This is a genomic window from Enterobacter sp. HSTU-ASh6, from assembly GCF_026319105.1.
Taxonomy (GTDB): Bacteria; Pseudomonadota; Gammaproteobacteria; order Enterobacterales; family Enterobacteriaceae; genus Enterobacter; species Enterobacter sichuanensis.
In genome coordinates, this window is the sequence record NZ_WSPD01000008.1 from 1 (window position 1) to 26306 (window position 26306).

General features: G+C 53.9%; 24 protein-coding genes. 22 read left to right on the forward strand and 2 right to left on the reverse strand.

Going from position 1 to position 26306, the window contains the following annotated elements; all coding sequences use genetic code 11:
* Nucleotides 1-94: 94 nt before the first annotated feature.
* Entirely contained in the window at nucleotides 95-1963 is a 1869-nt protein-coding gene (gene kup / locus GM298_RS11395) for a low affinity potassium transporter Kup (RefSeq protein WP_008500202.1), read from the reverse strand.
* 222 nt (nucleotides 1964-2185) lie between these two features.
* Here kup and ravA point away from each other — a divergent pair, with 222 nt between their 5' ends.
* Nucleotides 2186-3682 carry an ATPase RavA gene (ravA, locus tag GM298_RS11400; protein WP_266154130.1) on the forward strand — a complete coding sequence of 499 codons (1497 nt, stop codon included), beginning with the start codon at nucleotides 2186-2188 and terminating at the stop codon, nucleotides 3680-3682.
* Nucleotides 3676-5127, forward strand: a complete 1452-nt coding sequence (viaA, locus tag GM298_RS11405; protein WP_025756954.1) for an ATPase RavA stimulator ViaA — start codon at nucleotides 3676-3678, stop codon at nucleotides 5125-5127. Before ravA ends, viaA begins: the two co-directional genes overlap by 7 nt.
* On the opposite strand, the gene asnA is transcribed toward viaA, so the two are convergent.
* Nucleotides 5128-6120, reverse strand: coding sequence for an aspartate--ammonia ligase (asnA, locus tag GM298_RS11410; protein ID WP_266154131.1), 993 nt, complete (start codon nucleotides 6118-6120; stop codon nucleotides 5128-5130).
* 151 nt (nucleotides 6121-6271) lie between these two features.
* Here asnA and asnC point away from each other — a divergent pair, with 151 nt between their 5' ends.
* The 20 genes from asnC (at nucleotide 6272) to phoU (ending at nucleotide 26238) form a co-directional block, all read left to right on the forward strand.
* The gene (asnC, locus tag GM298_RS11415) at nucleotides 6272-6730 is read left to right on the forward strand and encodes a transcriptional regulator AsnC (protein WP_008500198.1); all 459 of its coding nucleotides are present in this window, start codon (nucleotides 6272-6274) and stop codon (nucleotides 6728-6730) included.
* Between the two features lie 90 nt (nucleotides 6731-6820).
* Nucleotides 6821-7270 (forward strand): FMN-binding protein MioC, encoded by a 450-nt coding sequence (gene mioC / locus GM298_RS11420; RefSeq protein WP_003862381.1) that lies wholly within the window; start codon nucleotides 6821-6823, stop codon nucleotides 7268-7270.
* Between the two features lie 374 nt (nucleotides 7271-7644).
* The gene (gene mnmG / locus GM298_RS11425) at nucleotides 7645-9534 is read left to right on the forward strand and encodes a tRNA uridine-5-carboxymethylaminomethyl(34) synthesis enzyme MnmG (RefSeq protein WP_045285347.1); all 1890 of its coding nucleotides are present in this window, start codon (nucleotides 7645-7647) and stop codon (nucleotides 9532-9534) included.
* A gap of 105 nt (nucleotides 9535-9639) precedes the next feature.
* Nucleotides 9640-10263, forward strand: a complete 624-nt coding sequence (rsmG, locus tag GM298_RS11430; RefSeq protein WP_025756957.1) for a 16S rRNA (guanine(527)-N(7))-methyltransferase RsmG — start codon at nucleotides 9640-9642, stop codon at nucleotides 10261-10263.
* A gap of 616 nt (nucleotides 10264-10879) precedes the next feature.
* Nucleotides 10880-11260, forward strand: coding sequence for a F0F1 ATP synthase subunit I (atpI, locus tag GM298_RS11435; RefSeq protein WP_008500194.1), 381 nt, complete (start codon nucleotides 10880-10882; stop codon nucleotides 11258-11260).
* Nucleotides 11261-11268: 8 nt separating this feature from the next.
* Nucleotides 11269-12084: a F0F1 ATP synthase subunit A gene (atpB, locus tag GM298_RS11440; RefSeq protein ID WP_008500193.1), complete on the forward strand. Its 816-nt coding sequence runs from the start codon at nucleotides 11269-11271 to the stop codon at nucleotides 12082-12084.
* A 49-nt stretch (nucleotides 12085-12133) separates the two neighbouring features.
* A complete protein-coding gene (gene atpE, locus GM298_RS11445; protein WP_000429386.1) occupies nucleotides 12134-12373 on the forward strand; it encodes a F0F1 ATP synthase subunit C in 240 nt (79 codons plus the stop codon).
* A gap of 48 nt (nucleotides 12374-12421) precedes the next feature.
* The gene (gene atpF, locus GM298_RS11450; protein WP_003862370.1) at nucleotides 12422-12892 is read left to right on the forward strand and encodes a F0F1 ATP synthase subunit B; all 471 of its coding nucleotides are present in this window, start codon (nucleotides 12422-12424) and stop codon (nucleotides 12890-12892) included.
* A gap of 14 nt (nucleotides 12893-12906) precedes the next feature.
* On the forward strand, nucleotides 12907-13440 hold the full coding sequence (gene atpH, locus GM298_RS11455) for a F0F1 ATP synthase subunit delta (protein ID WP_013099407.1): 534 nt from the start codon (nucleotides 12907-12909) through the stop codon (nucleotides 13438-13440).
* Nucleotides 13441-13452: 12 nt separating this feature from the next.
* Nucleotides 13453-14994 carry a F0F1 ATP synthase subunit alpha gene (gene atpA / locus GM298_RS11460; RefSeq protein ID WP_025756958.1) on the forward strand — a complete coding sequence of 514 codons (1542 nt, stop codon included), beginning with the start codon at nucleotides 13453-13455 and terminating at the stop codon, nucleotides 14992-14994.
* A 51-nt stretch (nucleotides 14995-15045) separates the two neighbouring features.
* Nucleotides 15046-15909 (forward strand): F0F1 ATP synthase subunit gamma, encoded by an 864-nt coding sequence (gene atpG / locus GM298_RS11465; protein ID WP_025756959.1) that lies wholly within the window; start codon nucleotides 15046-15048, stop codon nucleotides 15907-15909.
* Between the two features lie 31 nt (nucleotides 15910-15940).
* On the forward strand, nucleotides 15941-17323 hold the full coding sequence (gene atpD, locus GM298_RS11470; RefSeq protein WP_003862362.1) for a F0F1 ATP synthase subunit beta: 1383 nt from the start codon (nucleotides 15941-15943) through the stop codon (nucleotides 17321-17323).
* Nucleotides 17324-17343: 20 nt separating this feature from the next.
* On the forward strand, nucleotides 17344-17763 hold the full coding sequence (locus tag GM298_RS11475) for a F0F1 ATP synthase subunit epsilon (protein ID WP_006177560.1): 420 nt from the start codon (nucleotides 17344-17346) through the stop codon (nucleotides 17761-17763).
* Nucleotides 17764-17901: 138 nt separating this feature from the next.
* Nucleotides 17902-19272, forward strand: coding sequence for a bifunctional UDP-N-acetylglucosamine diphosphorylase/glucosamine-1-phosphate N-acetyltransferase GlmU (glmU, locus tag GM298_RS11480; RefSeq protein WP_025756960.1), 1371 nt, complete (start codon nucleotides 17902-17904; stop codon nucleotides 19270-19272).
* A 225-nt stretch (nucleotides 19273-19497) separates the two neighbouring features.
* Entirely contained in the window at nucleotides 19498-21327 is a 1830-nt protein-coding gene (glmS, locus tag GM298_RS11485) for a glutamine--fructose-6-phosphate transaminase (isomerizing) (protein ID WP_266154132.1), read from the forward strand.
* 319 nt (nucleotides 21328-21646) lie between these two features.
* Nucleotides 21647-22687, forward strand: a complete 1041-nt coding sequence (gene pstS / locus GM298_RS11490) for a phosphate ABC transporter substrate-binding protein PstS (protein WP_008500186.1) — start codon at nucleotides 21647-21649, stop codon at nucleotides 22685-22687.
* 128 nt (nucleotides 22688-22815) lie between these two features.
* Nucleotides 22816-23775 (forward strand): phosphate ABC transporter permease PstC, encoded by a 960-nt coding sequence (pstC, locus tag GM298_RS11495; RefSeq protein WP_008500185.1) that lies wholly within the window; start codon nucleotides 22816-22818, stop codon nucleotides 23773-23775.
* Entirely contained in the window at nucleotides 23775-24665 is an 891-nt protein-coding gene (gene pstA, locus GM298_RS11500; RefSeq protein ID WP_008500184.1) for a phosphate ABC transporter permease PstA, read from the forward strand. Before pstC ends, pstA begins: the two co-directional genes overlap by 1 nt.
* A gap of 47 nt (nucleotides 24666-24712) precedes the next feature.
* Nucleotides 24713-25486, forward strand: a complete 774-nt coding sequence (pstB, locus tag GM298_RS11505; RefSeq protein WP_008500183.1) for a phosphate ABC transporter ATP-binding protein PstB — start codon at nucleotides 24713-24715, stop codon at nucleotides 25484-25486.
* A 26-nt stretch (nucleotides 25487-25512) separates the two neighbouring features.
* Nucleotides 25513-26238 (forward strand): phosphate signaling complex protein PhoU, encoded by a 726-nt coding sequence (gene phoU / locus GM298_RS11510; protein WP_008500182.1) that lies wholly within the window; start codon nucleotides 25513-25515, stop codon nucleotides 26236-26238.
* Nucleotides 26239-26306 lie beyond the last annotated feature (68 nt).

The following is a 26306-nucleotide window of genomic DNA, read 5'->3' on the forward strand; positions in this document are numbered from 1 at the left end:
TGGCATCAGGTCAAACTCAGTGACAGTTTACCCGTCTGTTGACGGGTAACTGAAGTGACTTTAAACATACAAGGGCATCAGGCCGCACGGAGACTTAAATCTCGACCTGCGTTCCCAGCTCAATCACGCGGTTAGGCGGGATCTCGAACTGGTCAGGCGCACGCAGGGCGTTACGCTGCAGGATAAGGTACAGCTTGCCGCGCAGGCGCAGATACCACGGGCGTTTGCCGATGATCAGCGACTCGTGCGACATAAAGAATGACGTCTCCATCATCCGGCAACTCAGCCCTTCCAGACCACAGCGGTGGAATACCTCTTCCACGTTTGGCGTTTCACGCCAGCCGTAGCTCGCCACCACGCGCCAGAAGGTCGGTGACAACTGCTCGATCTGCACCCGGCGAACGTTGTGTACATACGGCGCATCTTCGGTGCGCAGCGTCAGCAGAATGACGCGTTCATGCAGGACCTTGTTGTGCTTGAGGTTATGCATCAACGCAAACGGAATCACGTTCAGGGCTCGAGACATGTATACCGCCGTACCCGGCACGCGAACCGGCGGTGATTTTTCCAGTGAAGCAATCATCGCCTCAAGAGAATTTCCGTGCTCATGCATACGGCGCAGCAGACGGAAACGCTCGCTCTTCCATGTGGTCATAACGATGAACATCACCAGACCCAGCGTCAGCGGCAGCCAGCCACCAGAAACAATCTTGTCGAGGTTTGCCGAGAACAGCGGCACGTCGATACAGAGGAAGCCCACCAGAATCATTGCCACAAGGAATTTATTCCAGTGCCAGTTTCGGTACGCCACCGTGGTGGAGAGCAGGGACGTCAGCACCATGGTTCCCGTTACGGCGATACCGTACGCCGCCGCCAGGTTGCTGGAGTGCTCGAAGCTGACGATCACAATTACTACCGCGAAATAGAGCAGCCAGTTAACGAACGGGATGTAGATCTGACCCGACTCCATCTCTGAGGTATGGATAATGCGCATCGGTGAGAGGTACCCCAGACGCACAGCCTGGCGCGTCAGCGAGAACACCCCGGAAATCACCGCCTGAGAGGCAATGACTGTCGCCAGCGTCGCCAGGATCAGCATCGGTACCAGCGCCCAGTCTGGCGCCAGCAGGAAGAACGGGTTCTTAATCGCTTCCGGGTTTTTGAGCAACAGCGCCCCCTGACCGAAATAGTTCAGCACCAGCGACGGCAGCACCACGATAAACCATGCCACACGGATAGGCAGTTTCCCAAAGTGCCCCATGTCGGCATACAGCGCTTCAACGCCGGTGATGGAGAGCACGACCGCCCCCAGCGCAACGAAGGAGACCACTTTATACTCGAGGAAGAAATGCACCGCCCAGTAGGGGTTCAGCGCATGCAGCACTTCCGGGTTAGCGATAATGCTGCGTAAACCAAGCGCTGCCAGGATCAGGAACCAGGCCAGCATAATCGGTGCGAACAGTTTCCCTACCAGCCCGGTACCGTGCTTCTGGATCACAAACAGCAGCGTCAGAACGATGATTGCCAGCGGAACCACCCACGTATCGAGCTGCGGCGCGATAATCTCCAGCCCCTCTATTGCCGAGAGCACCGAAATAGCCGGCGTTATCACCACTTCCCCGTAGAAGAAGCTGCCGCCAATCAGACCGATAATGACCAGCACAGAGGTCATTCTGGCCGAGGTGTTACGCCCGGCCAGCGACATCAACGTCAGGATCCCACCTTCACCTGCGTTATCCGCCCGCATCACGAAGGAGAGATATTTAACAGAAACCACCAGGATCAGCAGCCAGAAGATGAGGGACAGGAAGCCAAATACGGCATCGCGTTCAACACCAAAGCCAAACTGGCCGGACAAACATTCACGAAGCGTATAAAGCGGGCTGGTGCCGATATCACCGTAGACAACCCCGATCGCCGCAAGCGTTATTGCGGGTAATGATTGCTTATTATCAGTGCTCATAGACTAGTCTTTTCGTTTGAATAACAAATGTGTTCCTGGTCCCTTGGTCCACAAAAAGCGCACAGTATGCACGATTCGTTGCAAAATCGAACCCCTAAATGCAACCGCATTAATGTAGCGCAAAGAAAATTGCGCCGCACTTCAGTCTATTACCAGCCCTGACTGAAACGTCTATACTCGCTTCAATTGGCCGCCACGACGGCGAAAGGATGCAAAACTATTATGGCTCACTCACATTTATTAGCAGAAAGAATTTCCCGCCTCAGCAGCGCGCTGGAGAAAGGCCTTTTCGAGCGTAGCCACGCCATCCGCCTCTGTTTGCTGGCGGCGTTGAGCGGGGAAAGCGTGTTTCTGCTCGGCCCCCCAGGCATTGCCAAGAGCCTGATAGCCCGCAGGTTAAAGTTTGCTTTTCAGAATGCCCGCGCCTTCGAATACCTGATGACCCGATTCTCTACCCCTGAAGAAGTTTTCGGCCCGCTTTCCATCCAGGCGCTGAAAGATGAGGGGCGTTATCAGCGTTTGACCGAGGGGTATCTTCCGGAGGCGGAGATTGTTTTCCTCGATGAGATCTGGAAAGCGGGACCGGCGATTCTGAACACCCTTCTCACAGCGATAAACGAACGTCGGTTCCGCAACGGCGCCAGCGAAGAGAAAATCCCGATGCGCCTGCTGGTGGCCGCCTCAAACGAACTGCCTGAAGCCGACAGCAGCCTGGAAGCGCTGTATGACCGTATGCTGATCCGCCTGTGGCTGGACAAAGTGCAGGATAAATCCAATTTCCGTTCCATGCTGGTCAGCCAGCAGGATGAGAATGAAAACCCGGTTGCCCCTTCACTGCAGGTGACGGATGAGGAGTATCACCAGTGGCAGCAGGACATTGGCAAAATCAAACTGCCGGACGCGGTCTTTGAGCTGATCTACCTCCTGCGTCAGCAGCTCGATCTCCTTCCCTCGGCGCCCTACGTCTCCGATCGTCGCTGGAAAAAAGCAATCCGCCTTCTGCAGGCCAGCGCCCTGTTCAGCGGGCGTGATGCCGTTGCGCCCATCGACCTGATCCTGCTGAAAGATTGCCTCTGGCACGATGCAGAAGGCATGAACCTGATGCAGCAGCAGCTTGAGGTTTTGATGACCGGACACGCCTGGGGGCAGCAGGCGATGCTCAACCAGCTGGGGGCCATCGCCCAGCGGCGCATTCAGCTCCAGCAGCAACAAAGCGATAAAACCGCGCTGAAAGTGAATCGTCTGGGGGGAATGTTCGCCCGTAAACCGCACTATGAGTTACCCGCTGAACTGACCAGCCCGACGCTGACGCTGTTGCTTCAGCAGCCGCTCAAGCTGCATGACATGCAGGTCGTGCACATTACGCTTGAGCGTGAGGCGCTGGCCCAGTGGCTGGATAAGGGCGGAGAGATCCGGGGAAAACTCAACGGCATCGGTTTCGCGCAGCCGCTTAATATGGAAGTGGACAGTAGCCAGCATCTGGTGATCCGCGACGTCAGCCTGCAGGGATCGCGTCTTGCGCTTCCTGGCACCGCCTCAGACAGCGTTCCCGAAGAGATTAAGCAACAGCTGGAAGCGCTGGATACAGAATGGCACCACCAGCACACCCGCTTCAGCGAGCAGCAAAAATGCCTCTTTATTCATAGCGACTGGTTAGGTCGCATCGAAGCCAGCCTGCAGGATGTCAGCGCGCAGATCAAACAGGCGCGTCAATGCTAACTCTGGATACGCTTAACGTCATGCTGGCCGTCAGCGAGGAAGGGTTGATCGAAGAGGTGGTGATTACCCTTCTTGCTTCGCCGCAGCTGGCAGCCTTCTTTGAAAAATTTCCGAAGCTTAAAAAAGCGATGACGGACGATCTCCCACGCTGGCGGGAAAACCTGCGTCAGCGGTTTAAAGAGACCGAAGTGCCTCCTGAGTTAACGGAAGAGGTAGCCTGTTACCAGCAGTGCCAGCGGCTCTCCACGTCGCAGTTTATCGTTCAGCTCCCGCAAACCCTGACGCTGCTCGATAACGTTCACTCGCCGTTCGCCAGCCAGGCCCGGGCGCTGGTCACGGATAACGCCACCTTTACCCCTGCGCTGCACACGCTCTTTTTACAGCGCTGGCGCCTCAGCCTGGTGGTGCAGGCCACAACCCTCAACCAGCAGTTGCTGGATGAAGAGCGTGAGCAACTGCTCAGCGAAGTGCAGGAACGCATGACCTTAAGCGGCCAGCTGGAGCAGGTGCTGGTGGAAAATGAGAACGCCGCCGGACGACTCTGGGATATGAGCGCCGGTCAGCTGCGGCGCGGGGACTATCAGCTGATCGTCAGGTACGGGGATTTTCTGGCGCAGCAGCCCGAGCTGATGAAGCTTGCAGAACAGCTGGGCCGCTCCAGGGAGGCAAAATCGGTCCCAAAGAAAGATGCCCCAATGGAAACTTTCCGCACCCTGGTGCGCGAACCGGCTACCGTGCCCGAACAGGTTGACGGGCTCCAGCAGAGCGATGACATTTTACGTCTGCTGCCGACGGAGCTGAGCACACTCGGGATGACCGAGCTGGAGTATGAATTTTACCGTCGGCTGGTGGAAAAGCAGCTGCTTACCTATCGCCTGCACGGCGAAGCCTGGCGTGAGAAAGTCAGCCAGCGGCCGGTCGTTCATCAGGATTTTGATGAACAGCCGCGCGGGCCATTCATTGTTTGCGTGGATACATCCGGATCGATGGGCGGGTTTAACGAGCAGTGTGCGAAGGCGTTCTGTCTGGCACTGATGCGCGTGGCGCTGGCCGATCGCCGTCGCTGCTTCATCATGCTTTTCTCCAGCGAAGTGGTGGGTTATGAACTGACGAACCAGCAGGGGCTCGAACAGGCGATCCGCTTTTTAAGCCAGCGTTTTCGCGGCGGTACCGATCTGGCCAGCTGTTTTCGCAGCATTGTGGAACGCATGCAGGGTGGCGACTGGTACGACGCTGACGCGGTGGTGATTTCTGATTTTATTGCCCAGCGGCTGCCGGATGATGTGGTCAGTAAAGTGAAGGAGTTGCAGCGGGTACATCAGCATCGTTTCCACGCGGTGGCTATGTCCGCCCATGGAAAACCCGGCATCATGCGCATCTTCGATCATATCTGGCGCTTTGATACCGGGTTACGTAGCCGCCTGCTCAGACGCTGGCAGCGTTAATTACAGAAGAGAGCCGACGCTTTCGCGTACCTGCTGCGGCCAGACCCCGCACTGAACCTGACCGATATGCGGCAACTGAAGCAGCAGCATAGTCAGGCGGGACTGGCCAATACCGCCGCCTATGGTCTGCGGCATTTCGCCACGCAGCAGCGCCTGATGCCACTCTAATGTGAGACGATCTTCATCACCGGTCACCGCCAGCTGGCGCTTGAGCGCGTCAGCATCCACGCGGATCCCCATAGAAGAGAGCTCGAACGCGTCTTCCAGCACCGGGTTCCAGACCAGAATATCGCCGTTCAGACCAGCATAGTCGCGCTCGCCCGGGGTGCTCCAGTCATCATAATCCGGCGCACGCACGTCGTGGCGTTTACCATCAGACAATTTGCCACCGATACCGATAAGGAACACCGCGCCCAGCTCTTTGGCGATCGCCCGTTCACGGCCTTTGGCATCCAGATCCGGGAAACGACTCAGCAGTTCCTGGCTGTGAACAAAGTGGATCGACTCCGGCAGAAACGGTGCCAGACCAAACTCTTTGCTTACGGCCGCTTCGGTGGCTTTGATCCCGGCATAGATCGCTTCAACGGTAGATTTCAGCGTCCCCACGTGACGCTCGCCATCCCCCATGACGAGTTCCCAGTCCCACTGGTCAACGTACACGGAATGAATGGGAGACAGGCGGTCTTCATCGGGACGAAGGGCTTTCATATGCGTGTAGAGCCCTTCGCCCGCGCTGAAGTCGTGTTGTCCCAGGGTTTGACGCTTCCATTTCGCAAGGGAATGAACCACTTCGAACTGGGCATCTGGCAGTGTTTTCACTTTTACCTGTACCGCTTTTTCGCATCCAGAGAGGTTATCCTGGGTCCCGTCACCCACGCGGCTAAGGATTGGAGCCTGGACTTCAATCAGCCCAAGCTTCTCTTCCAGCTGGCGGGAAAAATGGGATTTAACGAAACTGATCTGGCGTTGTTTTGCGATATAAGCGGTTTTCATTATTTATACTCCTGCGTCCTGTTGGTATTGATTAAGCAACAGAAATGCCACCTTATTCAATAACCCATCAACAAAAAGCCCACTTCACTTTTGATTCGTCAAAATAAGACGCTAGAATAGAGGGAATCATTAATCTTCATAAGAAAAAGCTATGGAAAATTATCAGATCGACAATCTCGACCGCGGCATTCTGGAGGCGTTAATGGCTAATGCCCGTACCGCCTACGCCGAACTGGCGAAACAGTTTGGCGTCAGCCCCGGCACCATTCACGTTCGCGTAGAAAAGATGAAGCAGGCGGGGATCATTACCGGTGCGCGTATTGACGTCAGCCCTAAGCAGCTGGGTTATGACGTGTGCTGTTTCATTGGCATTATTCTTAAAAGCGCCAAAGACTATCCTTCTGCACTGGCGAAGCTGAACGCGTTGGATGAAGTCACCGAGGCCTACTACACCACCGGGCACTACAGCATCTTTATTAAAGTCATGTGCCGATCCATCGATGCCCTCCAGCAGGTACTTATCAACAAGATCCAAACAATCGATGAAATTCAGTCCACCGAGACACTGATCTCCCTGCAAAACCCGATCATGCGTACCATCCGCCCGTGATCGGGCAAATTCATTCCCACATTTTCCACAGGTAGATCCCAGCTCGTTCACAGCGTACAATGGCCGTCTCTTTATCTGAGCGAGCGATCAATGGCGGACATTACCCTTATCAGCGGCAGCACCCTTGGTGGTGCGGAATACGTAGCGGAACATCTGGCTGAAAAGCTGGAAGATGCGGGCTTTTCCACACAAACCCTGCACGGCCCGTTGCTTGAAGATCTCCCGACTGACGGTGTCTGGCTGCTGATTACCTCCACGCACGGCGCGGGCGATCTGCCGGATAACCTGCAACCTTTATATGACGAACTGCTGGAACAACAGCCTGACCTGTCAAACGTCCGTTTTGGCGCAGTGGGGATCGGCAGCCGTGAATATGACACTTTCTGCGGGGCTATCGAGAAAGTTGAAGCCGCTGTTACCGCTTGTGGGGCAAAACAGTTGGGTGAAACCCTCAAGATCAACATCCTCGATCATGACATTCCGGAAGATCCGGCAGAGATCTGGCTCGCGGAATGGAAAAATTTACTCAAAAACGATTAAAGATCGTGCGAACGGATGTGGGTAACTCTGGTTAAAAGCTCGTATTAACCCGTAGTTATCCAAAGAACAACCGTAGCGTCGATTTTGACCTGTGTATAAAGTCGCGATCTGATCCCAGCTTATACTGGCCAGGATCACCGATCATTCACAGCAAACGATCCTTTCTAACTGCATGATCTTCTTTATGAGATCGGACTTATCCACACAGGTTCGCGATCCTAATAAGAGATCACAATAGAACAGATCTCTAAATAAAAAGATCTTCTTTTTAATAGCCCAGGATCCCAATGCTTTCTCGAAAGACTAAAGTTGAGTAGAATCCACGGCCCGGGCTTCAATCCATTTTCATACCGCTTTACGCGAGGCAGACCACCATGTTTTATCAGGATCCTTTTGACGTCATCATCATTGGCGGGGGTCACGCAGGCACTGAGGCCGCAATGGCCGCAGCGCGTATGGGTCAGCAGACCCTGCTTTTGACACACAATATCGACACGCTGGGACAAATGTCCTGTAATCCGGCGATTGGCGGCATTGGGAAAGGACACCTGGTAAAAGAAGTGGATGCACTTGGCGGCCTGATGGCGAAAGCGATCGATCATGCAGGCATCCAGTTTAGGATACTAAACGCGAGCAAAGGTCCCGCTGTGCGCGCGACCCGTGCGCAGGCAGACCGCGTGCTCTACCGTCAGGCGGTACGAACTGCCCTGGAGAACCAGCCGAATCTGATGATCTTCCAGCAGGCTGTTGAAGATCTTATCGTCGAGAACGATCGCGTCGTTGGCGCGGTGACCCAGATGGGCCTCAAATTCCGTGCGAAGGCCGTGGTGTTGACCGTGGGGACATTCCTTGATGGTAAAATACATATCGGTCTGGATAACTACAGCGGTGGCCGTGCCGGCGATCCGCCCTCTATCCCGCTGTCTCGCCGTCTGCGTGAACTGCCGCTGCGTGTCAGTCGCCTGAAAACCGGTACGCCTCCGCGTATTGATGCGCGCACCATTGATTTTAGCGTGCTGGCGCAACAGCACGGTGATAACCCAATGCCGGTCTTCTCGTTTATGGGCAATGCGGCGCAGCATCCGCAACAGGTCCCGTGCTACATCACGCACACCAACGAGAAAACCCACGATGTAATCCGCAATAACCTCGATCGCAGCCCAATGTATGCCGGCGTGATCGAAGGGATCGGCCCGCGCTACTGCCCGTCGATCGAAGACAAAGTGATGCGCTTCGCCGATCGTAACCAGCATCAGATCTTCCTTGAGCCTGAAGGGCTCACCTCGAACGAAATTTACCCGAACGGTATCTCCACCAGCCTGCCATTCGATGTTCAGATGCAAATTGTTCGTTCAATGCAGGGGATGGAGAACGCAAAAATCGTTCGCCCTGGCTACGCTATTGAGTACGATTTCTTCGATCCACGTGACCTGAAGCCAACCCTGGAGAGCAAATTCATCCACGGTCTGTTCTTCGCGGGCCAGATTAACGGTACCACCGGTTACGAAGAAGCGGCGGCACAGGGCCTGCTTGCCGGTCTGAACGCTGCACGTTTCTCAGCCGAGAAAGAGGGTTGGGCGCCAGGCCGTTCTCAGGCCTATCTGGGCGTGCTGGTTGACGACCTCTGCACCCTGGGTACCAAAGAGCCGTACCGTATGTTTACTTCTCGCGCGGAATATCGCCTGATGCTGCGTGAAGATAACGCCGACCTGCGTCTGACCGAAATCGGCCGTGAGCTGGGTCTGGTGGATGACGAACGCTGGGCACGCTTCAACGAGAAACTGGAGCGTATCGAGCAGGAACGTCAGCGCCTGAAAACGACATGGGTTAATCCGCAGGCGGAAACAGCAGCTGAAGTGAACGCTCACTTAACTGCGCCGCTCTCTCGCGAAGCCAGCGGCGAAGATCTGCTGCGTCGCCCGGAAGTGACCTATGAAAATCTGGTGAAACTCACCGCGTTTGCGCCAGGCCTGGAAGACGCTGAAGCGGCAGAGCAGGTTGAAATCCAGGTGAAATACGAAGGTTACATCGCGCGTCAGCAGGATGAGATTGAAAAACAGCAGCGTAACGAAAATACGCTTCTGCCGGAAATGCTGGACTACCGTCAGGTGACAGGCCTTTCCAACGAAGTGATCGCCAAGCTGAACGATCATAAGCCGGTGTCGATCGGCCAGGCATCCCGTATCTCCGGTGTCACCCCCGCCGCAATTTCGATCCTGCTGGTGTGGCTGAAAAAGCAGGGCATGCTGCGCCGCAGCGCGTAATGTTTGAACATCGCCCGGTGGCGCTGCGCTTACCGGGCCTACTGAACCCGTAGGGCGGGTTAGCGAAGCGCCACCCGCCAGTTAGCATCTCAACAGGTATTCACCGTGCTCAATAAACTCTCTCGTCTGCTGGATCAGGCAGGTATTTCGCTCACCGATCACCAGAAAACTCAGTTGGTGGCCTATGTCGATATGCTGAACAAATGGAACAAAGCGTACAATCTGACGTCTGTTCGGGACCCTAACGAGATGCTGGTTCGCCATATTCTCGACAGCATCGTGGTGGCGCCGTATCTGAACGGTGAGCGTTTTATCGATGTGGGCACGGGCCCGGGTCTGCCGGGGATTCCGCTGTCGATTGTTCGTCCTGATAGCCATTTCACGCTACTGGACAGCCTTGGCAAGCGCGTGCGCTTTTTACGTCAGGTACAGCATGAGCTGAAGCTTGAGAACATCACGCCCGTGCAGAGCAGGGTAGAGGAGTTCCCGGCGGAGCCGCCGTTTGACGGGGTTATCAGCCGTGCCTTTGCTTCTCTTAATGACATGGTGAGCTGGTGTAAGCATTTACCGGCAGAGCATGGCCGTTTTTATGCGCTGAAAGGACAGTTACCTGGCGAGGAAATTGAACAGCTTCCGGACGGTTTTGCGGTCGAGTCTATTGAGAAATTACACATTCCTCAGCTCGAAGGTGAGCGTCATCTGGTGATAATTAAGCCAAACAATTTTTAAAAAATTAATAAAAAATGTGGAATTTGTGCTGTTCTGACCATGTTAAAAAACAGCACAACTCATGGGGATTTATCGGTGAGCCGTTAACCTCTTTTTCACTAAGGTTTTTCTTACGGTTAACGTGGCGGCGGTTATTTTCCGTGAAGATAGTCATCTGTGAAAATATAAGTCTGCTAAAAGTGGAAGGCAGTAACCAGAACGCAATGTTAATTATTTATTAAGAATGTCAATAAAAGGTTTTTATTGTGTACCGGGCTGTTTTGAAAATAGTTACGGTGTTTTGCGTTTAATTTCATAAAGATAAATTTTCACGATTTGCGCCTTTGATAAATACAACCTTATCGCAAATGTGTGTTTTGTGATCCCGTGCACGCTTTATCGCCAACGTTTTCGCGCTGTTTGCAGTTTTGGTCGAAGGTTGGTGCTTTGCGCGAAAGTTAAAAAATAGCGGTGGGGAAAAATATTTAAACATTTATTCACCTTTTCGCTACTTAATGTTTGAAATCACGGGTGCGCACCGTATAATTTGACCGCTTTTTGATGCTTGACTCTGAGCCTTAAAGGACGTTTTATACGACACGCGGCATACCTCGAAGGGAGCAGGAGTAAAAACGTGATGTCTGTGTCGCTCTTGAGTAGAAACGTTGCTCGTAAGCTTCTGTTCATTCAGTTTCTGGCTGTGATAGCAAGTGGACTGCTGTTTAGCCTCAAAGACCCCTTCTGGGGCATCTCCGCCGTGTGCGGGGGTTTGGCGGTTGTGCTGCCAAACGTGTTGTTTATGATTTTTGCCTGGCGTCATCAGGCGCATACACCCGCCAAAGGCCGCGTGGCCTGGTCCTTCGCCCTCGGCGAAGTGTGTAAGGTGTTGCTGACCTTTGCTCTACTGGTGATGGCGCTGGCGGTTTTGAAAGTGGTCTTCATGCCGCTGATAGCAACGTGGGTTTTGGTGCTGGTGGTACAAGTTCTGGCTCCAGCTGTAATCAATAACAAAGGGTAAAAGGCATCATGGCTTCAGAAAATATGACGCCGCAGGATTACATAGGTCACCATCTGAATAACCTTCAGCTGGACCTGCGTACATTCTCGCTGGTGGATCCACATAACCCCCCGGCCACCTTCTGGACGATCAACATCGACTCCATGTTCTTCTCGGTGGTTTTGGGTCTTCTGTTCCTGGCCATGTTCCGCGGTGTTGCTAAAAGAGCGACCAGCGGTGTACCAGGGAAATTCCAGACATTCATCGAAATGATCATCGGCTTCGTCCATGGCAGCGTGAAAGACATGTACCATGGTAAGAGCAAGCTGATTGCTCCGCTGGCCCTGACCGTGTTCGTTTGGGTCTTCCTGATGAACCTGATGGACCTGCTGCCTATCGATCTGCTGCCGTTTATCGGCGAGCACATCTTCGGCCTGCCTGCGCTGCGCGTGGTTCCGTCTGCTGACGTGAACATCACCCTGTCGATGGCGCTGGGCGTGTTTATCCTGATTCTTTTCTACAGCATCAAAATGAAAGGCGTAAGCGGCTTTGTGAAAGAGCTTACCTTGCAGCCGTTCAACCACTGGGCGTTTATTCCGGTCAACCTGATTCTGGAAGGCGTTAGCCTGCTGTCCAAACCTGTTTCACTGGGTCTGCGACTGTTCGGCAACATGTATGCGGGTGAGCTGATTTTCATTCTGATCGCGGGTCTTCTGCCGTGGTGGTCACAGTGGGTTCTGAATGTGCCGTGGGCCATTTTCCACATCCTGATCATTACGCTGCAAGCCTTTATCTTCATGGTTCTGACGATCGTCTATCTGTCGATGGCGTCTGAAGAGCACTGATTTTTTACCAACACTACTACGTTTTAATTGAAACAAACTGGAGACTGTCATGGAAAACCTGAATATGGATCTGCTGTACATGGCTGCCGCTGTGATGATGGGTCTGGCGGCTATCGGTGCTGCGATCGGTATCGGCATCCTCGGGGGCAAATTCCTGGAAGGCGCTGCGCGTCAACCTGATCTGATTCCTCTGCTGCGTACTCAGTTCTTTATCGTTATGGGTCTGGTGGATGCTATCCCAATGATCGCTGTAGGTCTGGGTCTGTACGTGATGTTTGCTGTCGCGTAGTAGTAGTTTTAAAACCCTAAGCCACAGAAATTAAAGAGGTATTGTGCTGTGAACATGAACGCAACAATCCTCGGCCAGGCCATCGCGTTTATTCTCTTTGTCTGGTTCTGCATGAAGTATGTATGGCCGCCTTTAATGGCTGCCATCGAAAAACGTCAGAAAGAAATTGCTGACGGTCTGGCTTCTGCAGAACGCGCTAAGAAAGATTTGGACCTTGCACAGGCCAACGCGACAGACCAGCTGAAAAAAGCGAAAGCGGAAGCTCAGGTTATCATCGAACAGGCTAACAAACGCCGTTCGCAGATCCTGGACGAAGCCAAAGCTGAAGCAGAACAGGAACGTACTAAGATCGTGACACAGGCTCAGGCTGAAATTGAAGCTGAGCGTAAACGTGCTCGTGAAGAACTGCGTAAGCAGGTTGCGATTCTGGCTGTTGCTGGCGCCGAGAAGATCATCGAACGTTCCGTGGATGAAGCTGCTAACAGCGACATCGTGGACAAACTTGTCGCTGAACTGTAAGGAGGGAGGGGCTGATGTCTGAATTTGTTACGGTAGCTCGCCCCTACGCCAAAGCAGCTTTTGACTTTGCTGTCGAACACCAAAATGTCGATCGCTGGCAGAATATGCTGGCGTTTGCCGCTGAGGTGACGAAAAACGAACAAATGGCCGAGTTGCTTTCCGGTGCGTTAGCACCTGAAACTCTCGCCGCGTCGTTTATCGCCGTGTGCGGAGAGCAACTGGATGCCAACGGCCAGAACCTGATCAAGGTGATGGCAGAAAATGGTCGTCTCCGTGTGCTCCCGGATGTTCTCGAGCAGTTTGAGCACTTACGTGCCCTTAGTGAAGCTACCGCTGAAGTTGAAGTCACTTCTGCGACTGAACTGAGTCATGAACAGCTTGCGAAAATTACCGCCGCGATGGAAAAACGTCTGTCACGCAAAGTTAAGCTGAATTGCAAAATCGATAAGTCTGTAATGGCAGGCGTAATCATCCGCTCGGGTGATATGGTCATTGATGGCAGCGTACGCGGCCGTCTTGAGCGCCTTGCAGACGTCTTGCAGTCTTAAGGGGACTGGAGCATGCAACTGAATTCCACCGAAATCAGCGAACTGATCAAGCAGCGCATTGCTCAGTTCAATGTTGTGAGCGAAGCTCACAACGAAGGTACTATTGTTTCTGTAAGTGACGGTGTTATCCGCATCCACGGCCTGGCCGATTGTATGCAGGGTGAGATGATTTCCCTGCCGGGTAACCGTTACGCTATCGCACTGAACCTGGAGCGCGACTCTGTAGGTGCCGTTGTGATGGGTCCATACGCTGACCTCGCCGAAGGCATGAAGGTTAAGTGTACTGGCCGTATTCTGGAAGTGCCGGTTGGCCGTGGCCTGCTGGGTCGCGTTGTTAACACCCTGGGTGCGCCAATCGACGGTAAAGGTCCGGTTGAGCACGATGGCTTCTCCCCAATCGAAGTTATCGCACCAGGCGTTATCGACCGTCAGTCCGTAGATCAGCCTGTTCAGACAGGTTATAAGTCCGTTGATGCCATGATCCCAATCGGTCGTGGTCAGCGTGAACTGATCATCGGTGACCGTCAGACCGGTAAAACCGCGATGGCAATCGACGCCATCATCAACCAGCGTGATTCCGGCATCAAATGTGTGTACGTGGCCATCGGCCAGAAAGCGTCCACCATTTCTAACGTGGTTCGTAAACTGGAAGAGCACGGCGCACTGGCTAACACCATTGTTGTTGTGGCGACTGCTTCTGAATCTGCTGCACTGCAATACCTGGCACCATACGCCGGTTGCGCAATGGGCGAATACTTCCGTGACCGCGGTGAAGATGCGCTGATCGTATACGATGACCTGTCTAAACAGGCTGTTGCTTATCGTCAGGTTTCCCTGCTGCTCCGTCGTCCACCTGGACGTGAAGCGTTCCCTGGCGACGTATTCTACCTCCACTCTCGTCTGCTGGAGCGTGCTTCCCGCGTTAACGCGGAATACGTCGAGAACTTCACCAAAGGTGAAGTGAAGGGTAAAACGGGCTCTCTGACCGCGCTGCCGATCATTGAAACCCAGGCGGGTGACGTTTCTGCGTTCGTTCCGACCAACGTAATCTCCATTACCGATGGTCAGATCTTCCTGGAAACCAACCTGTTTAACTCCGGTATTCGTCCGGCAGTTAACCCGGGTATCTCCGTATCCCGTGTTGGTGGTGCTGCTCAGACCAAGATCATCAAGAAACTGTCCGGTGGTATCCGTACCGCGCTGGCACAGTATCGTGAACTGGCTGCGTTCTCTCAGTTCGCATCCGATCTGGACGAAGCAACCCGTAAACAGCTGAGCCACGGTCAGAAAGTGACCGAGCTGCTGAAGCAGAAACAGTACGCACCAATGTCTGTTGCTCAGCAAGGCCTGGTACTGTTCGCGGCTGAACGCGGTTACCTCGAAGATGTGGAACTGGCGAAAATCGGTAGCTTCGAAGCCGCTCTGCTGGCTTACGCTGACCGTGATCACGCTCCGCTGATGCAAGAGATCAACCAGACCGGTGGCTATAACGACGAAATCGAAGGCAAGCTGAAAGCTATCCTCGATTCCTTCAAAGCAACCCAATCCTGGTAATCGTCCGGCGGCTTGTCTCAGGACAAGCCGCCTGGCATTGAGGAGAAGCTCATGGCCGGCGCAAAAGAGATACGTAGTAAGATCGCAAGCGTCCAGAACACGCAAAAGATCACTAAAGCGATGGAGATGGTCGCCGCTTCCAAAATGCGTAAATCGCAGGATCGCATGGCGGCCAGCCGTCCTTATGCAGAAACCATGCGCAAAGTGATTGGTCACCTTGCAAACGGTAATCTGGAATATAAGCACCCTTACCTGGAAGAACGCGACGTTAAGCGCGTGGGCTACCTGGTGGTGTCGACCGACCGTGGTCTGTGTGGCGGCTTGAACATTAACCTGTTCAAAAAACTGCTGGCGGATATGAAAGCATGGTCTGAAAAAGGCGTTCAGTGCGATCTCGCATTGATCGGCTCTAAAGGCGTCTCTTTCTTTAACTCCGTTGGTGGCAACATTGTCGCTCAGGTGACCGGTATGGGTGATAACCCGTCCCTGTCCGAACTGATCGGCCCGGTTAAAGTGATGTTGCAGGCTTATGATGAAGGCCGTCTGGACAGACTGTACGTTGTCAGCAACAAATTCATTAACACCATGTCTCAGGTTCCAACGCTCACTCAGATGCTGCCGTTACCGGCATCAGAAGATGACGAGCTGAAGCAAAAAGCCTGGGATTACCTGTATGAACCCGATCCGAAACCGCTGCTGGATACCCTGCTGCGCCGTTACGTTGAATCACAGGTTTATCAGGGCGTTGTAGAAAACCTGGCCAGCGAGCAGGCCGCACGAATGGTGGCGATGAAAGCCGCGACCGATAATGGCGGCAGCCTGATTAAAGAGCTGCAGTTGGTTTACAACAAAGCTCGTCAGGCCAGCATTACTCAGGAACTCACCGAGATCGTCTCGGGGGCCGCCGCGGTTTAACCAGGTTTACGAATTACGTAGAGGATTCAAGATGGCTACTGGAAAGATTGTCCAGGTAATCGGCGCCGTGGTGGACGTCGAGTTCCCTCAGGACGCCGTACCACGCGTGTACGACGCGCTTGAGGTACAGAATGGTAACGAGAGCCTGGTGCTGGAAGTTCAGCAGCAGCTCGGCGGCGGTATCGTGCGTACCATCGCGATGGGTTCTTCCGACGGTCTGCGTCGTGGTCTGGAAGTAAAAGACCTTGAGCATCCGATCGAAGTCCCGGTAGGTAAAGCAACACTGGGTCGTATCATGAACGTATTGGGTCAACCAATCGACATGAAAGGCGACATCGGTGAAGAAGAGCGTTGGGCTATCCACCGCGCGGCACCTTCCTACGAAGAGCTGTCCAGCTCTCAGGAACTGCTGGAAACCGGCATCAAAGTTATCGACCTGATGTGTCCGTTTGCGAAGGGCGGTAAAGTGGGTCTGTTCGGTGGTGCGGGTGTAGGTAAAACCGTAAACATGATGGAGCTGATCCGTAACATCGCGATCGAGCACTCCGGTTACTCCGTATTTGCGGGCGTAGGTGAACGTACTCGTGAGGGTAACGACTTCTACCACGAAATGACCGACTCCAACGTTCTGGACAAAGTATCCCTGGTTTACGGTCAGATGAACGAGCCACCAGGAAACCGTCTGCGCGTTGCGCTGACTGGCCTGACGATGGCTGAGAAGTTCCGTGACGAAGGCCGTGACGTTCTGCTGTTCGTCGATAACATCTATCGTTACACCCTGGCCGGTACGGAAGTATCTGCACTGCTGGGTCGTATGCCTTCAGCGGTAGGTTATCAGCCGACTCTGGCGGAAGAGATGGGTGTTCTTCAGGAACGTATCACCTCTACCAAAACCGGTTCTATCACCTCCGTTCAGGCGGTATACGTACCTGCGGATGACTTGACTGACCCATCTCCAGCCACCACCTTTGCGCACTTAGATGCAACCGTGGTACTGAGCCGTCAGATCGCGTCTCTGGGTATCTACCCGGCCGTTGACCCGCTGGACTCCACCAGCCGTCAGCTGGATCCACTGGTTGTTGGTCAGGAACACTACGACACCGCGCGTGGCGTACAGTCCCTGCTGCAGCGTTACCAGGAACTGAAAGACATCATCGCCATCCTGGGTATGGATGAACTGTCTGAAGAAGACAAACTGGTGGTAGCTCGTGCGCGTAAGATCCAGCGCTTCCTGTCCCAGCCGTTCTTCGTTGCGGAAGTATTCACCGGTTCTCCAGGTAAATACGTTTCCCTGAAAGACACCATCCGTGGCTTTAAAGGCATCATGGAAGGCGAATACGATCACCTGCCAGAGCAGGCGTTCTACATGGTTGGTTCCATCGAAGAAGCTGTGGAAAAAGCCAAAAAACTTTAACGCCTTAATCGGAGGGTGATATGGCAATGACTTACCACCTGGACGTCGTCAGCGCAGAGCAACAAATGTTCTCTGGTCTGGTCGAGAAAATCCAGGTAACGGGTAGTGAAGGTGAGCTGGGTATTTTCCCGGGTCACGCACCGCTGCTCACCGCCATTAAGCCTGGTATGATCCGCATCGTTAAACAGTTCGGTCACGAAGAGTTTATCTATCTGTCCGGCGGCATTCTTGAAGTGCAGCCTGGCAGTGTGACCGTTCTGGCCGATACCGCTATTCGTGGCCAGGATCTCGACGAAGCGCGAGCCCTGGAATCGAAGCGTAAGGCTGAAGAGCACATTAGCAGCTCTCATGGTGACGTGGATTACGCTCAGGCGTCTGCGGAGCTGGCCAAAGCGATCGCGAAACTGCGCGTTATCGAGTTGACCAAAAAAGCGATGTAACACCGGCTTGAAAAGCACAAAAGCCAGTCTGGATACCAGGCTGGCTTTTTTTTTGGCGCTTAATTCATGATGAAAAAGATGTAGAATTTTAAGCATCAAACGTTTTTACTTCTCACTCAAACTACCGTCAGGATGCGTATGTCAAACAGTGCGATGAGCGTGGTGATCCTTGCCGCAGGCAAAGGTACCCGCATGTATTCCGATCTGCCTAAAGTGCTTCATACACTGGCAGGAAAGCCAATGGTGCAGCATGTTATTGATGCCGCTAATGAATTGGGCGCCCGTCAGGTTCACCTGGTCTACGGCCACGGTGGCGATCTGCTTAAAAAGACGCTAAGCGACGACAAGCTCAACTGGGTACTTCAGGCTGAACAGCTGGGTACTGGTCATGCAATGCAGCAGGCCGCACCTTTCTTTGCGGATGACGAAGACATTCTGATGCTGTACGGCGACGTCCCGCTGATCGCTACCGATACGCTGACGCGTCTGCGCGATGCCAAACCGCAAGGCGGTATTGGTTTGTTAACCGTCGTGCTGGACGATCCAACCGGTTACGGTCGAATTACCCGTGAAAACGGCAACGTAACGGGGATCGTTGAACACAAAGATGCCAGCGACGAACAGCGCGAGATTCAGGAGATCAACACCGGTATCCTGATTGCTAATGGTGCTGATTTAAAACGCTGGTTGTCGAAACTCAACAACAACAACGCGCAGGGTGAATACTACATCACCGACATCATTGCGATGGCGTACCAGGAAGGGCGCGAGATTGTGGCGGTACAACCGGCACGTATCAGCGAAACCGAAGGGGTGAACAACCGTCTTCAACTTTCCCGCCTTGAGCGCGTTTATCAGTCCGAACAGGCCGAGAAACTCCTTCTGGCTGGCGTGATGCTGCGCGATCCGGCACGTTTCGACCTGCGTGGCACGTTATCTCACGGGCGCGACGTTGAAATTGATACTAACGTTATCCTGGAAGGTCATGTCACGCTGGGCAACCGCGTCAAAATTGGTGCTGGCTGCGTGATTAAAAACAGCGTCATCGGTGACGATTGCGAAATTAGCCCCTACAGCGTGGTGGAAGATGCCCGTCTGGATGCGGCTTGTACCATTGGACCATTTGCACGTCTGCGTCCTGGCGCTGAGCTGCTGGAAGGCGCTCACGTGGGTAACTTCGTTGAGATGAAAAAAGCGCGTCTGGGTAAAGGCTCAAAAGCCGGTCATTTAACCTATCTGGGCGACGCGGAAATTGGTGACAACGTCAATATTGGCGCAGGCACAATCACCTGTAATTATGACGGCGCGAATAAGTTTAAAACCATCATCGGTAATGATGTGTTCGTTGGCTCAGACACTCAGCTGGTGGCACCGGTGACCGTGGGTAACGGCGTAACGATTGCTGCCGGAACGACGGTGACACGTGACGTCGCGGATAACGAGCTGGTATTAAGCCGCGTACCGCAGGTACACAAGCAGGGCTGGAAACGCCCGGTGAAGAAAAAGTAACAACAAGGCGGGTGGCGCTACGCTTACCCGCCCTACGATTGAGTAGGCCTGATAAGGCGTAGCCGTCATCAGGCAAACCCGGGTGAGGAGGTAAATATATATCTCCCCCCACAGGCAGTACCCATAAAAATAACCCCACTCTCTACAAGGCTCGGGGCGCCCGGAAAGGGCAAATACAGGTCAGCGACAACGCAGGCATCATGCCTAAATTCGGAATCTAAAATTATGTGTGGAATTGTTGGCGCAGTTGCGCAGCGTGATATTGCTGAAATCCTTCTCGAAGGTTTACGTCGTCTGGAATACCGTGGTTACGACTCTGCCGGTCTGGCTGTTGTCGATGCAGAAGGTCATATGACCCGTCTGCGCCGTCTCGGTAAAGTGCAGAAGCTGGCCCAGGCCGCGGAAGAACATCCGCTGCACGGTGGTACCGGTATTGCGCACACCCGCTGGGCGACGCACGGCGAACCGTCAGAAGGCAACGCGCACCCGCATGTGTCTGAACACATCGTGGTGGTGCATAACGGCATTATCGAAAACCACGAACCGCTGCGCGAAGAACTGAAAGCGCGCGGCTATACTTTCGTCTCTGAAACCGACACCGAAGTGATTGCTCACCTGGTGCACTGGGAGCTGGAGCAGGGCGGTACACTGCGTGACGCGGTGCTGCGTGCTATCCCTCAGCTGCGCGGTGCGTACGGTACGGTGATCATGGACTCCCGCGACCCGTCCACGCTGCTGGCCGCGCGTTCCGGTAGTCCAATGGTTATCGGTCTGGGCATGGGTGAAAACTTTATCGCTTCTGACCAGCTGGCACTGCTGCCGGTGACCCGTCGCTTTATCTTCCTGGAAGAGGGCGATATCGCGGAAGTGACCCGCCGCAGCGTGACCGTATTCGATACCAAAGGCGAGCAGGTGAAACGCCAGGAGATCGAATCTAACCTGCAGTACGACGCGGGCGACAAAGGCGCTTATCGTCACTACATGCAGAAAGAGATTTACGAGCAGCCAAACGCCATCAAAAATACCCTGACCGGGCGCATTAGCCACGGTGAAGTGGATCTGAGCGAGCTGGGTGCTAACGCGAACGAACTGCTCAGCAAGGTTGAGCACATTCAGATCGTAGCCTGCGGCACCTCCTACAACTCCGGTATGGTCTCTCGTTACTGGTTTGAATCCCTGGCGGGCGTGCCGTGCGACGTCGAAATCGCCTCGGAATTCCGCTACCGCAAATCCGCGGTGCGTCGCAACAGCCTGATGATCACCCTTTCTCAGTCTGGTGAAACGGCAGATACTCTGGCCGCGCTGCGTCTCTCAAAAGAGCTGGGTTACCTGGGCTCTCTGGCCATCTGTAACGTTCCGGGTTCTTCGCTGGTGCGTGAATCCGATCTGGCGCTGATGACTAAAGCCGGCACTGAAATCGGCGTGGCCTCTACCAAAGCGTTTACTACTCAGCTGACGGTTCTGCTGATGCTGGTGGCGAAACTGGCGCGTCTGAAAGGTGAAGATGCCTCTGTTGAGCATGACATCGTTCATGGTCTGCAGGCGTTGCCGAGCCGTATTGAGCAGATGCTCTCCCAGGACAAACGCATTGAGCGGCTTTCGGAAGATTTCTCTGACAAACATCACGCCCTGTTCCTGGGCCGTGGCGATCAGTATCCGATTGCGCTGGAAGGCGCGCTGAAACTGAAAGAGATCTCTTACATCCACGCTGAAGCCTATGCGGCAGGCGAGCTGAAACACGGTCCGCTGGCGCTGATTGATGCTGATATGCCGGTCATCGTTGTAGCCCCTAACAACGAACTGCTGGAAAAACTGAAATCTAACATCGAAGAAGTGCGCGCCCGCGGTGGTGTCCTGTACGTCTTCGCCGACAAAGATGCCGGTTTTGTCAGCAACGACAACATGCACATCATCGAGATGCCGCATGTAGAAGAGGTCATTGCCCCGATCTTCTACACCGTTCCGCTGCAGCTGCTGGCCTATCACGTTGCGCTGATCAAAGGCACTGACGTTGACCAGCCGCGTAACCTGGCGAAATCTGTCACCGTAGAATAATCCCTCCAGGCTCCACCTTCGGGTGGAGCTTTTTACCCCGCCTGGTTTGTTTTTAATCAATCCTTTCGCGTTTTTATTGATGACAATTTGTCATCTTCAGCTACTTTTTCAGTGTCACATAAAGAAAATACTTCTGAAAATGTCTTGTCATAAATGCGGCTAACACGATGAAAATTAAGCTTTATTTTGCTGGTCTTTAAGTGAAATTTCCATTGTCATAAAACTGTCATAATTCGTACATTTATCTGTCACCTGTTTGTCCTATTTTGCTCATCGTAGCCACTAAACAACGATTTACGAAAATCTTGCAGGAGACATTATGAAAGTTATGCGTACCACTGTCGCAACTGTTGTCGCCGCGACCTTATCTCTGAGCGCGTTCTCTGTATTTGCAGAAGCAAGCCTGACTGGCGCTGGTGCAACCTTCCCTGCGCCGGTGTATGCCAAATGGGCGGATACCTACCAGAAAGAAACCGGTAATAAGGTTAACTATCAGGGTATCGGCTCCTCCGGTGGCGTGAAACAAATTACCGCTAACACGGTTGATTTCGGCGCATCAGATGCTCCGCTGTCTGATGACAAACTGGCTCAGGAAGGCCTGTTCCAGTTCCCTACCGTGATCGGTGGTGTGGTTCTGGCTATCAACCTGCCGGGCGTGAAGTCAGGTGAGCTGGTGCTGGACGGCAAAACGCTGGGTGACATCTACCTGGGCAAAATCAAAAAATGGGATGACGAAGCGATCGCTAAACTCAACCCTGGCCTGAAGCTGCCTTCTCAGAACATCGCTGTGGTTCGCCGCGCGGACGGTTCCGGTACCTCTTTCGTCTTTACCAGCTACCTGGCAAAAGTGAACGAAGAGTGGAAATCTAAAGTTGGTTCCGGCTCTACTGTTAACTGGCCAACCGGTCTGGGCGGTAAAGGGAACGACGGCATCGCTGCGTTCGTACAGCGTCTGCCAGGTTCAATTGGCTACGTAGAGTATGCGTACGCGAAGCAGAACAACCTGTCCTACACCAAACTGGTTTCTGCCGACGGCAAACCGGTTAGCCCGACTGAAGAGAACTTTGCCAACGCCGCGAAAGGCGCTGACTGGAGCAAATCTTTCGCTCAGGACCTGACTAACCAGAAAGGCGAAGGTGCGTGGCCAATCACCTCTACCACCTTCATTCTGGTCCACAAAGAGCAGAAGAAACCTGAGCAGGGCGCTGAAGTGCTGAAGTTCTTCGACTGGGCGTACAAAAACGGTGGCAAACAGGCTAACGCTCTGGACTACGCTACCCTGCCGGACAACGTGGTTGAGCAGATCCGTGCTGCATGGAAGACCAACGTCAAAGACAGCAGCGGTAAAGCGCTGTACTAACAGGATATATTTAACGAAGATGGCGGGTGGCGCTGCGCTTACCCGCCCTACGGTTTACTCTGTAGGCCCGGTAAGCGTCAACGCCACCGGGCATATTCGTAAAAACGTCTCAAACAGAAGAGTAATTTATGGCTGCAACCAAGCCTGCATTTAACCCTCCGGGTAAAAAAGGTGACATGATTTTCAGCGCGCTGGTCAAACTGGCTGCGCTGATTGTGCTATTGCTGCTGGGCGGCATTATCGTGTCCCTGATTTTCTCCTCCTGGCCGAGCATTCAGAAATTCGGTTTCTCCTTCCTGTGGAGTAAAGAGTGGGATGCGCCGAACGATATCTACGGTGCACTGGTGCCGATTTACGGTACGCTGGTGACCTCGTTCATCGCCCTGCTGATTGCGGTTCCGGTAAGCTTCGGTATTGCCCTGTTCCTGACGGAGCTGGCGCCGGGCTGGCTGCGTCGTCCACTGGGGATCGCCATCGAACTGCTGGCGGCCATTCCAAGTATCGTATACGGCATGTGGGGCCTGTTTATCTTTGCGCCGCTGTTCGCCACTTACTTCCAGGAGCCGGTGGGTAATGTCCTCTCTGCCATTCCGTTTGTGGGGGCCCTGTTTTCTGGCCCGGCTTTCGGTATTGGTATTCTGGCGGCAGGTGTGATCCTCGCCATCATGATTATTCCGTACATTGCGGCGGTCATGCGCGATGTCTTCGAACAAACGCCGGTGATGATGAAAGAGTCGGCCTATGGCATCGGCTGCACTACCTGGGAAGTGATCTGGCGCATTGTCCTTCCGTTCACCAAAAATGGGGTGATCGGGGGCGTGATGCTGGGCTTAGGTCGTGCGCTGGGTGAAACCATGGCGGTCACCTTTATTATCGGTAACACCTATCAGCTCGACAGCGCTTCGCTCTATATGCCGGGTAACAGCATTACCTCTGCGCTGGCGAATGAATTTGCCGAAGCGGAATCAGGTCTGCACGTCGCAGCGCTGATGGAACTGGGGCTGATTCTGTTCGTTATCACCTTCATCGTTCTGGCGATTTCCAAGCTGATGATTATGCGCCTCGCTAAAAATGAGGGGGCACGCTAATGGCAACTCTCGAAATGCAAGCTACCGCTGAGCTGGCGGAATCCCGCCGTAAAATGCAGGCCAGACGCCGCATGAAAAACCGCATTGCGCTGACGCTCTCAATGGCGACGATGGCGTTCGGTCTGTTCTGGCTGGTCTGGATCCTGTTCTCCACCGTCGTGCGCGGAATTGACGGGATGTCACTGTCGCTGTTCACCGAAATGACGCCGCCGCCGAACACGGCGGGTGGTGGTCTGGCGAATGCCCTGGCGGGTAGCGGTTTGCTGATCCTGTGGGCGACGGTCTTTGGTACGCCGCTCGGCATCATGGCGGGTATCTACCTGGCGGAATACGGTCGTAAATCCTTGCTGGCGGAAGTCATTCGTTTCATTAACGATATCCTGCTCTCGGCCCCGTCTATCGTGGTGGGCCTGTTTGTGTACACCGTCGTGGTGGCGCAGATGGAACACTTCTCCGGCTGGGCGGGTGTGATTGCCCTTGCGCTGCTGCAGGTACCGATTGTTATCCGTACCACCGAGAACATGCTGAAACTGGTGCCGGACAGCCTGCGTGAAGCGGCTTACGCGCTGGGTACGCCGAAATGGAAGATGATCTCGGCGATTACATTAAAAGCGTCCGTCTCCGGGATCATGACCGGTATCCTGCTGGCGGTGGCTCGTATTGCGGGTGAAACGGCGCCGCTGCTGTTTACGTCTCTCTCCAACCAGTTCTGGAGCACGGACATGATGCAGCCGATCGCCAACCTTCCGGTGACGATCTTTAAATTTGCGATGAGCCCATTCGCGGAATGGCAGCAGCTGGCCTGGGCCGGGGTGCTGATCATTACCCTTTGCGTACTGTTGCTGAACATTCTGGCGCGCGTCATTTTCGCGAAGAAGAAACACGGTTAATTTTTTACGGCGCGGCAGATCGCGGCGCCGAATGAGGAAATGAGTCAATGAGTATGGTTGATACTGCCCCGGGTAAGATTCAGGTTCGTGATTTGAACTTCTACTACGGCAAATTCCATGCCCTGAAGAACATCAACCTGGATATCGCGAAGAACCAGGTCACGGCATTTATCGGTCCGTCTGGATGTGGAAAATCCACGCTGCTGCGTACCTTTAACAAAATGTATTCACTCTATCCGGAGCAGCGCGCTGAAGGTGAAATCATCCTGGATGGGGAAAATATTCTGACCCAGGCTCAGGATATCGCCCTGCTGCGCGCCAAAGTGGGGATGGTGTTCCAGAAACCCACGCCGTTCCCGATGTCCATTTATGACAACATCGCCTTTGGCGTGCGCCTGTTTGAAAAACTCTCCCGTGCCGATATGGACGAGCGCGTGCAGTGGGCTTTGACCAAGGCCGCATTATGGAACGAAACCAAAGATAAGTTGCACCAGAGCGGTTACTCTCTCTCCGGTGGTCAGCAGCAGCGTCTGTGCATTGCGCGTGGTATCGCGATTCGCCCGGAAGTGCTGTTGCTGGATGAGCCATGTTCAGCGCTGGACCCGATCTCAACCGGTCGTATTGAAGAACTCATTACTGAGCTGAAGCAGGATTACACCGTGGTTATCGTGACCCATAACATGCAGCAGGCTGCGCGTTGTTCCGATCACACGGCATTTATGTATCTGGGCGAGCTGATTGAGTTCAGTAACACGGACGATCTGTTCACCAAGCCCGCGAAGAAACAAACCGAAGATTATATTACTGGCCGCTACGGTTGATTTGCCTCAGTGCATGTGGAGAAACCATGGACAACCTCAATCTTAATAAACACATTTCAGGCCAGTTCAACGCAGAGCTGGAAAGTATTCGCACGCAGGTGATGACCATGGGTGGCATGGTTGAGCAGCAGCTTTCGGATGCGATTACGGCAATGCATAACCAGGACAGCGAGCTGGCGAAGCGCGTCATTGAAGGCGACAAAAACGTCAACATGATGGAAGTGGCTATCGATGAAGCCTGCGTGCGCATTATCGCGAAACGTCAGCCGACGGCGAGCGATCTGCGTCTGGTGATGGCCATCATCAAAACCATCGCCGAGCTGGAACGTATTGGTGACGTGGCGGATAAAATCTGCCGCACGGCGCTGGAGAAGTTCTCTCAGCAGCACCAGCCGCTGCTGGTGAGCCTGGAGTCGCTGGGTCGCCACACCGTGCAGATGCTGCACGACGTGCTGGATGCCTTTGCGCGTATGGATCTTGACGAAGCGGTGCGTATCTACCGTGAAGACAAGAAAGTCGACCAGGAGTATGAAGGCATCGTGCGCCAGCTGATGACCTACATGATGGAAGATTCACGCACGATTCCAAGTGTACTGACGGCCCTGTTCTGCGCGCGCTCTATCGAGCGTATCGGTGACCGCTGCCAGAACATTTGCGAATACATTTTCTACTTCGTGAAAGGTCAGGACTTCCGTCACGTGGGCGGCGACGAGCTGGACAAGCTGCTGGCGGGTAAAGATCCGAAAGAGTAATACAGGTGAATATGCCCGGTGGCACTGCGCTTACCGGGCCTGCGAACCCTGTAGGCCGGATAAGCGTT

Bases quoted from the DNA above. Each gene is read 5' to 3' on its own strand.
- kup (WP_008500202.1), bottom strand. From the start codon at position 1,963: ATGAGCACTGATAATAAGCAATCATTACCCGCAATAACGCTTGCGGCG.
- ravA (WP_266154130.1), top strand. From the start codon at position 2,186: ATGGCTCACTCACATTTATTAGCAGAAAGAATTTCCCGCCTCAGCAGC.
- viaA (WP_025756954.1), top strand. From the start codon at position 3,676: ATGCTAACTCTGGATACGCTTAACGTCATGCTGGCCGTCAGCGAGGAA.
- asnA (WP_266154131.1), bottom strand. From the start codon at position 6,120: ATGAAAACCGCTTATATCGCAAAACAACGCCAGATCAGTTTCGTTAAA.
- asnC (WP_008500198.1), top strand. From the start codon at position 6,272: ATGGAAAATTATCAGATCGACAATCTCGACCGCGGCATTCTGGAGGCG.
- mioC (WP_003862381.1), top strand. From the start codon at position 6,821: ATGGCGGACATTACCCTTATCAGCGGCAGCACCCTTGGTGGTGCGGAA.
- mnmG (WP_045285347.1), top strand. From the start codon at position 7,645: ATGTTTTATCAGGATCCTTTTGACGTCATCATCATTGGCGGGGGTCAC.
- atpI (WP_008500194.1), top strand. From the start codon at position 10,880: ATGTCTGTGTCGCTCTTGAGTAGAAACGTTGCTCGTAAGCTTCTGTTC.
- atpB (WP_008500193.1), top strand. From the start codon at position 11,269: ATGGCTTCAGAAAATATGACGCCGCAGGATTACATAGGTCACCATCTG.
- atpE (WP_000429386.1), top strand. From the start codon at position 12,134: ATGGAAAACCTGAATATGGATCTGCTGTACATGGCTGCCGCTGTGATG.
- atpH (WP_013099407.1), top strand. From the start codon at position 12,907: ATGTCTGAATTTGTTACGGTAGCTCGCCCCTACGCCAAAGCAGCTTTT.
- atpA (WP_025756958.1), top strand. From the start codon at position 13,453: ATGCAACTGAATTCCACCGAAATCAGCGAACTGATCAAGCAGCGCATT.
- atpG (WP_025756959.1), top strand. From the start codon at position 15,046: ATGGCCGGCGCAAAAGAGATACGTAGTAAGATCGCAAGCGTCCAGAAC.
- atpD (WP_003862362.1), top strand. From the start codon at position 15,941: ATGGCTACTGGAAAGATTGTCCAGGTAATCGGCGCCGTGGTGGACGTC.
- GM298_RS11475 (WP_006177560.1), top strand. From the start codon at position 17,344: ATGGCAATGACTTACCACCTGGACGTCGTCAGCGCAGAGCAACAAATG.
- glmU (WP_025756960.1), top strand. From the start codon at position 17,902: ATGTCAAACAGTGCGATGAGCGTGGTGATCCTTGCCGCAGGCAAAGGT.
- glmS (WP_266154132.1), top strand. From the start codon at position 19,498: ATGTGTGGAATTGTTGGCGCAGTTGCGCAGCGTGATATTGCTGAAATC.
- pstS (WP_008500186.1), top strand. From the start codon at position 21,647: ATGAAAGTTATGCGTACCACTGTCGCAACTGTTGTCGCCGCGACCTTA.
- pstC (WP_008500185.1), top strand. From the start codon at position 22,816: ATGGCTGCAACCAAGCCTGCATTTAACCCTCCGGGTAAAAAAGGTGAC.
- pstA (WP_008500184.1), top strand. From the start codon at position 23,775: ATGGCAACTCTCGAAATGCAAGCTACCGCTGAGCTGGCGGAATCCCGC.
- pstB (WP_008500183.1), top strand. From the start codon at position 24,713: ATGAGTATGGTTGATACTGCCCCGGGTAAGATTCAGGTTCGTGATTTG.
- phoU (WP_008500182.1), top strand. From the start codon at position 25,513: ATGGACAACCTCAATCTTAATAAACACATTTCAGGCCAGTTCAACGCA.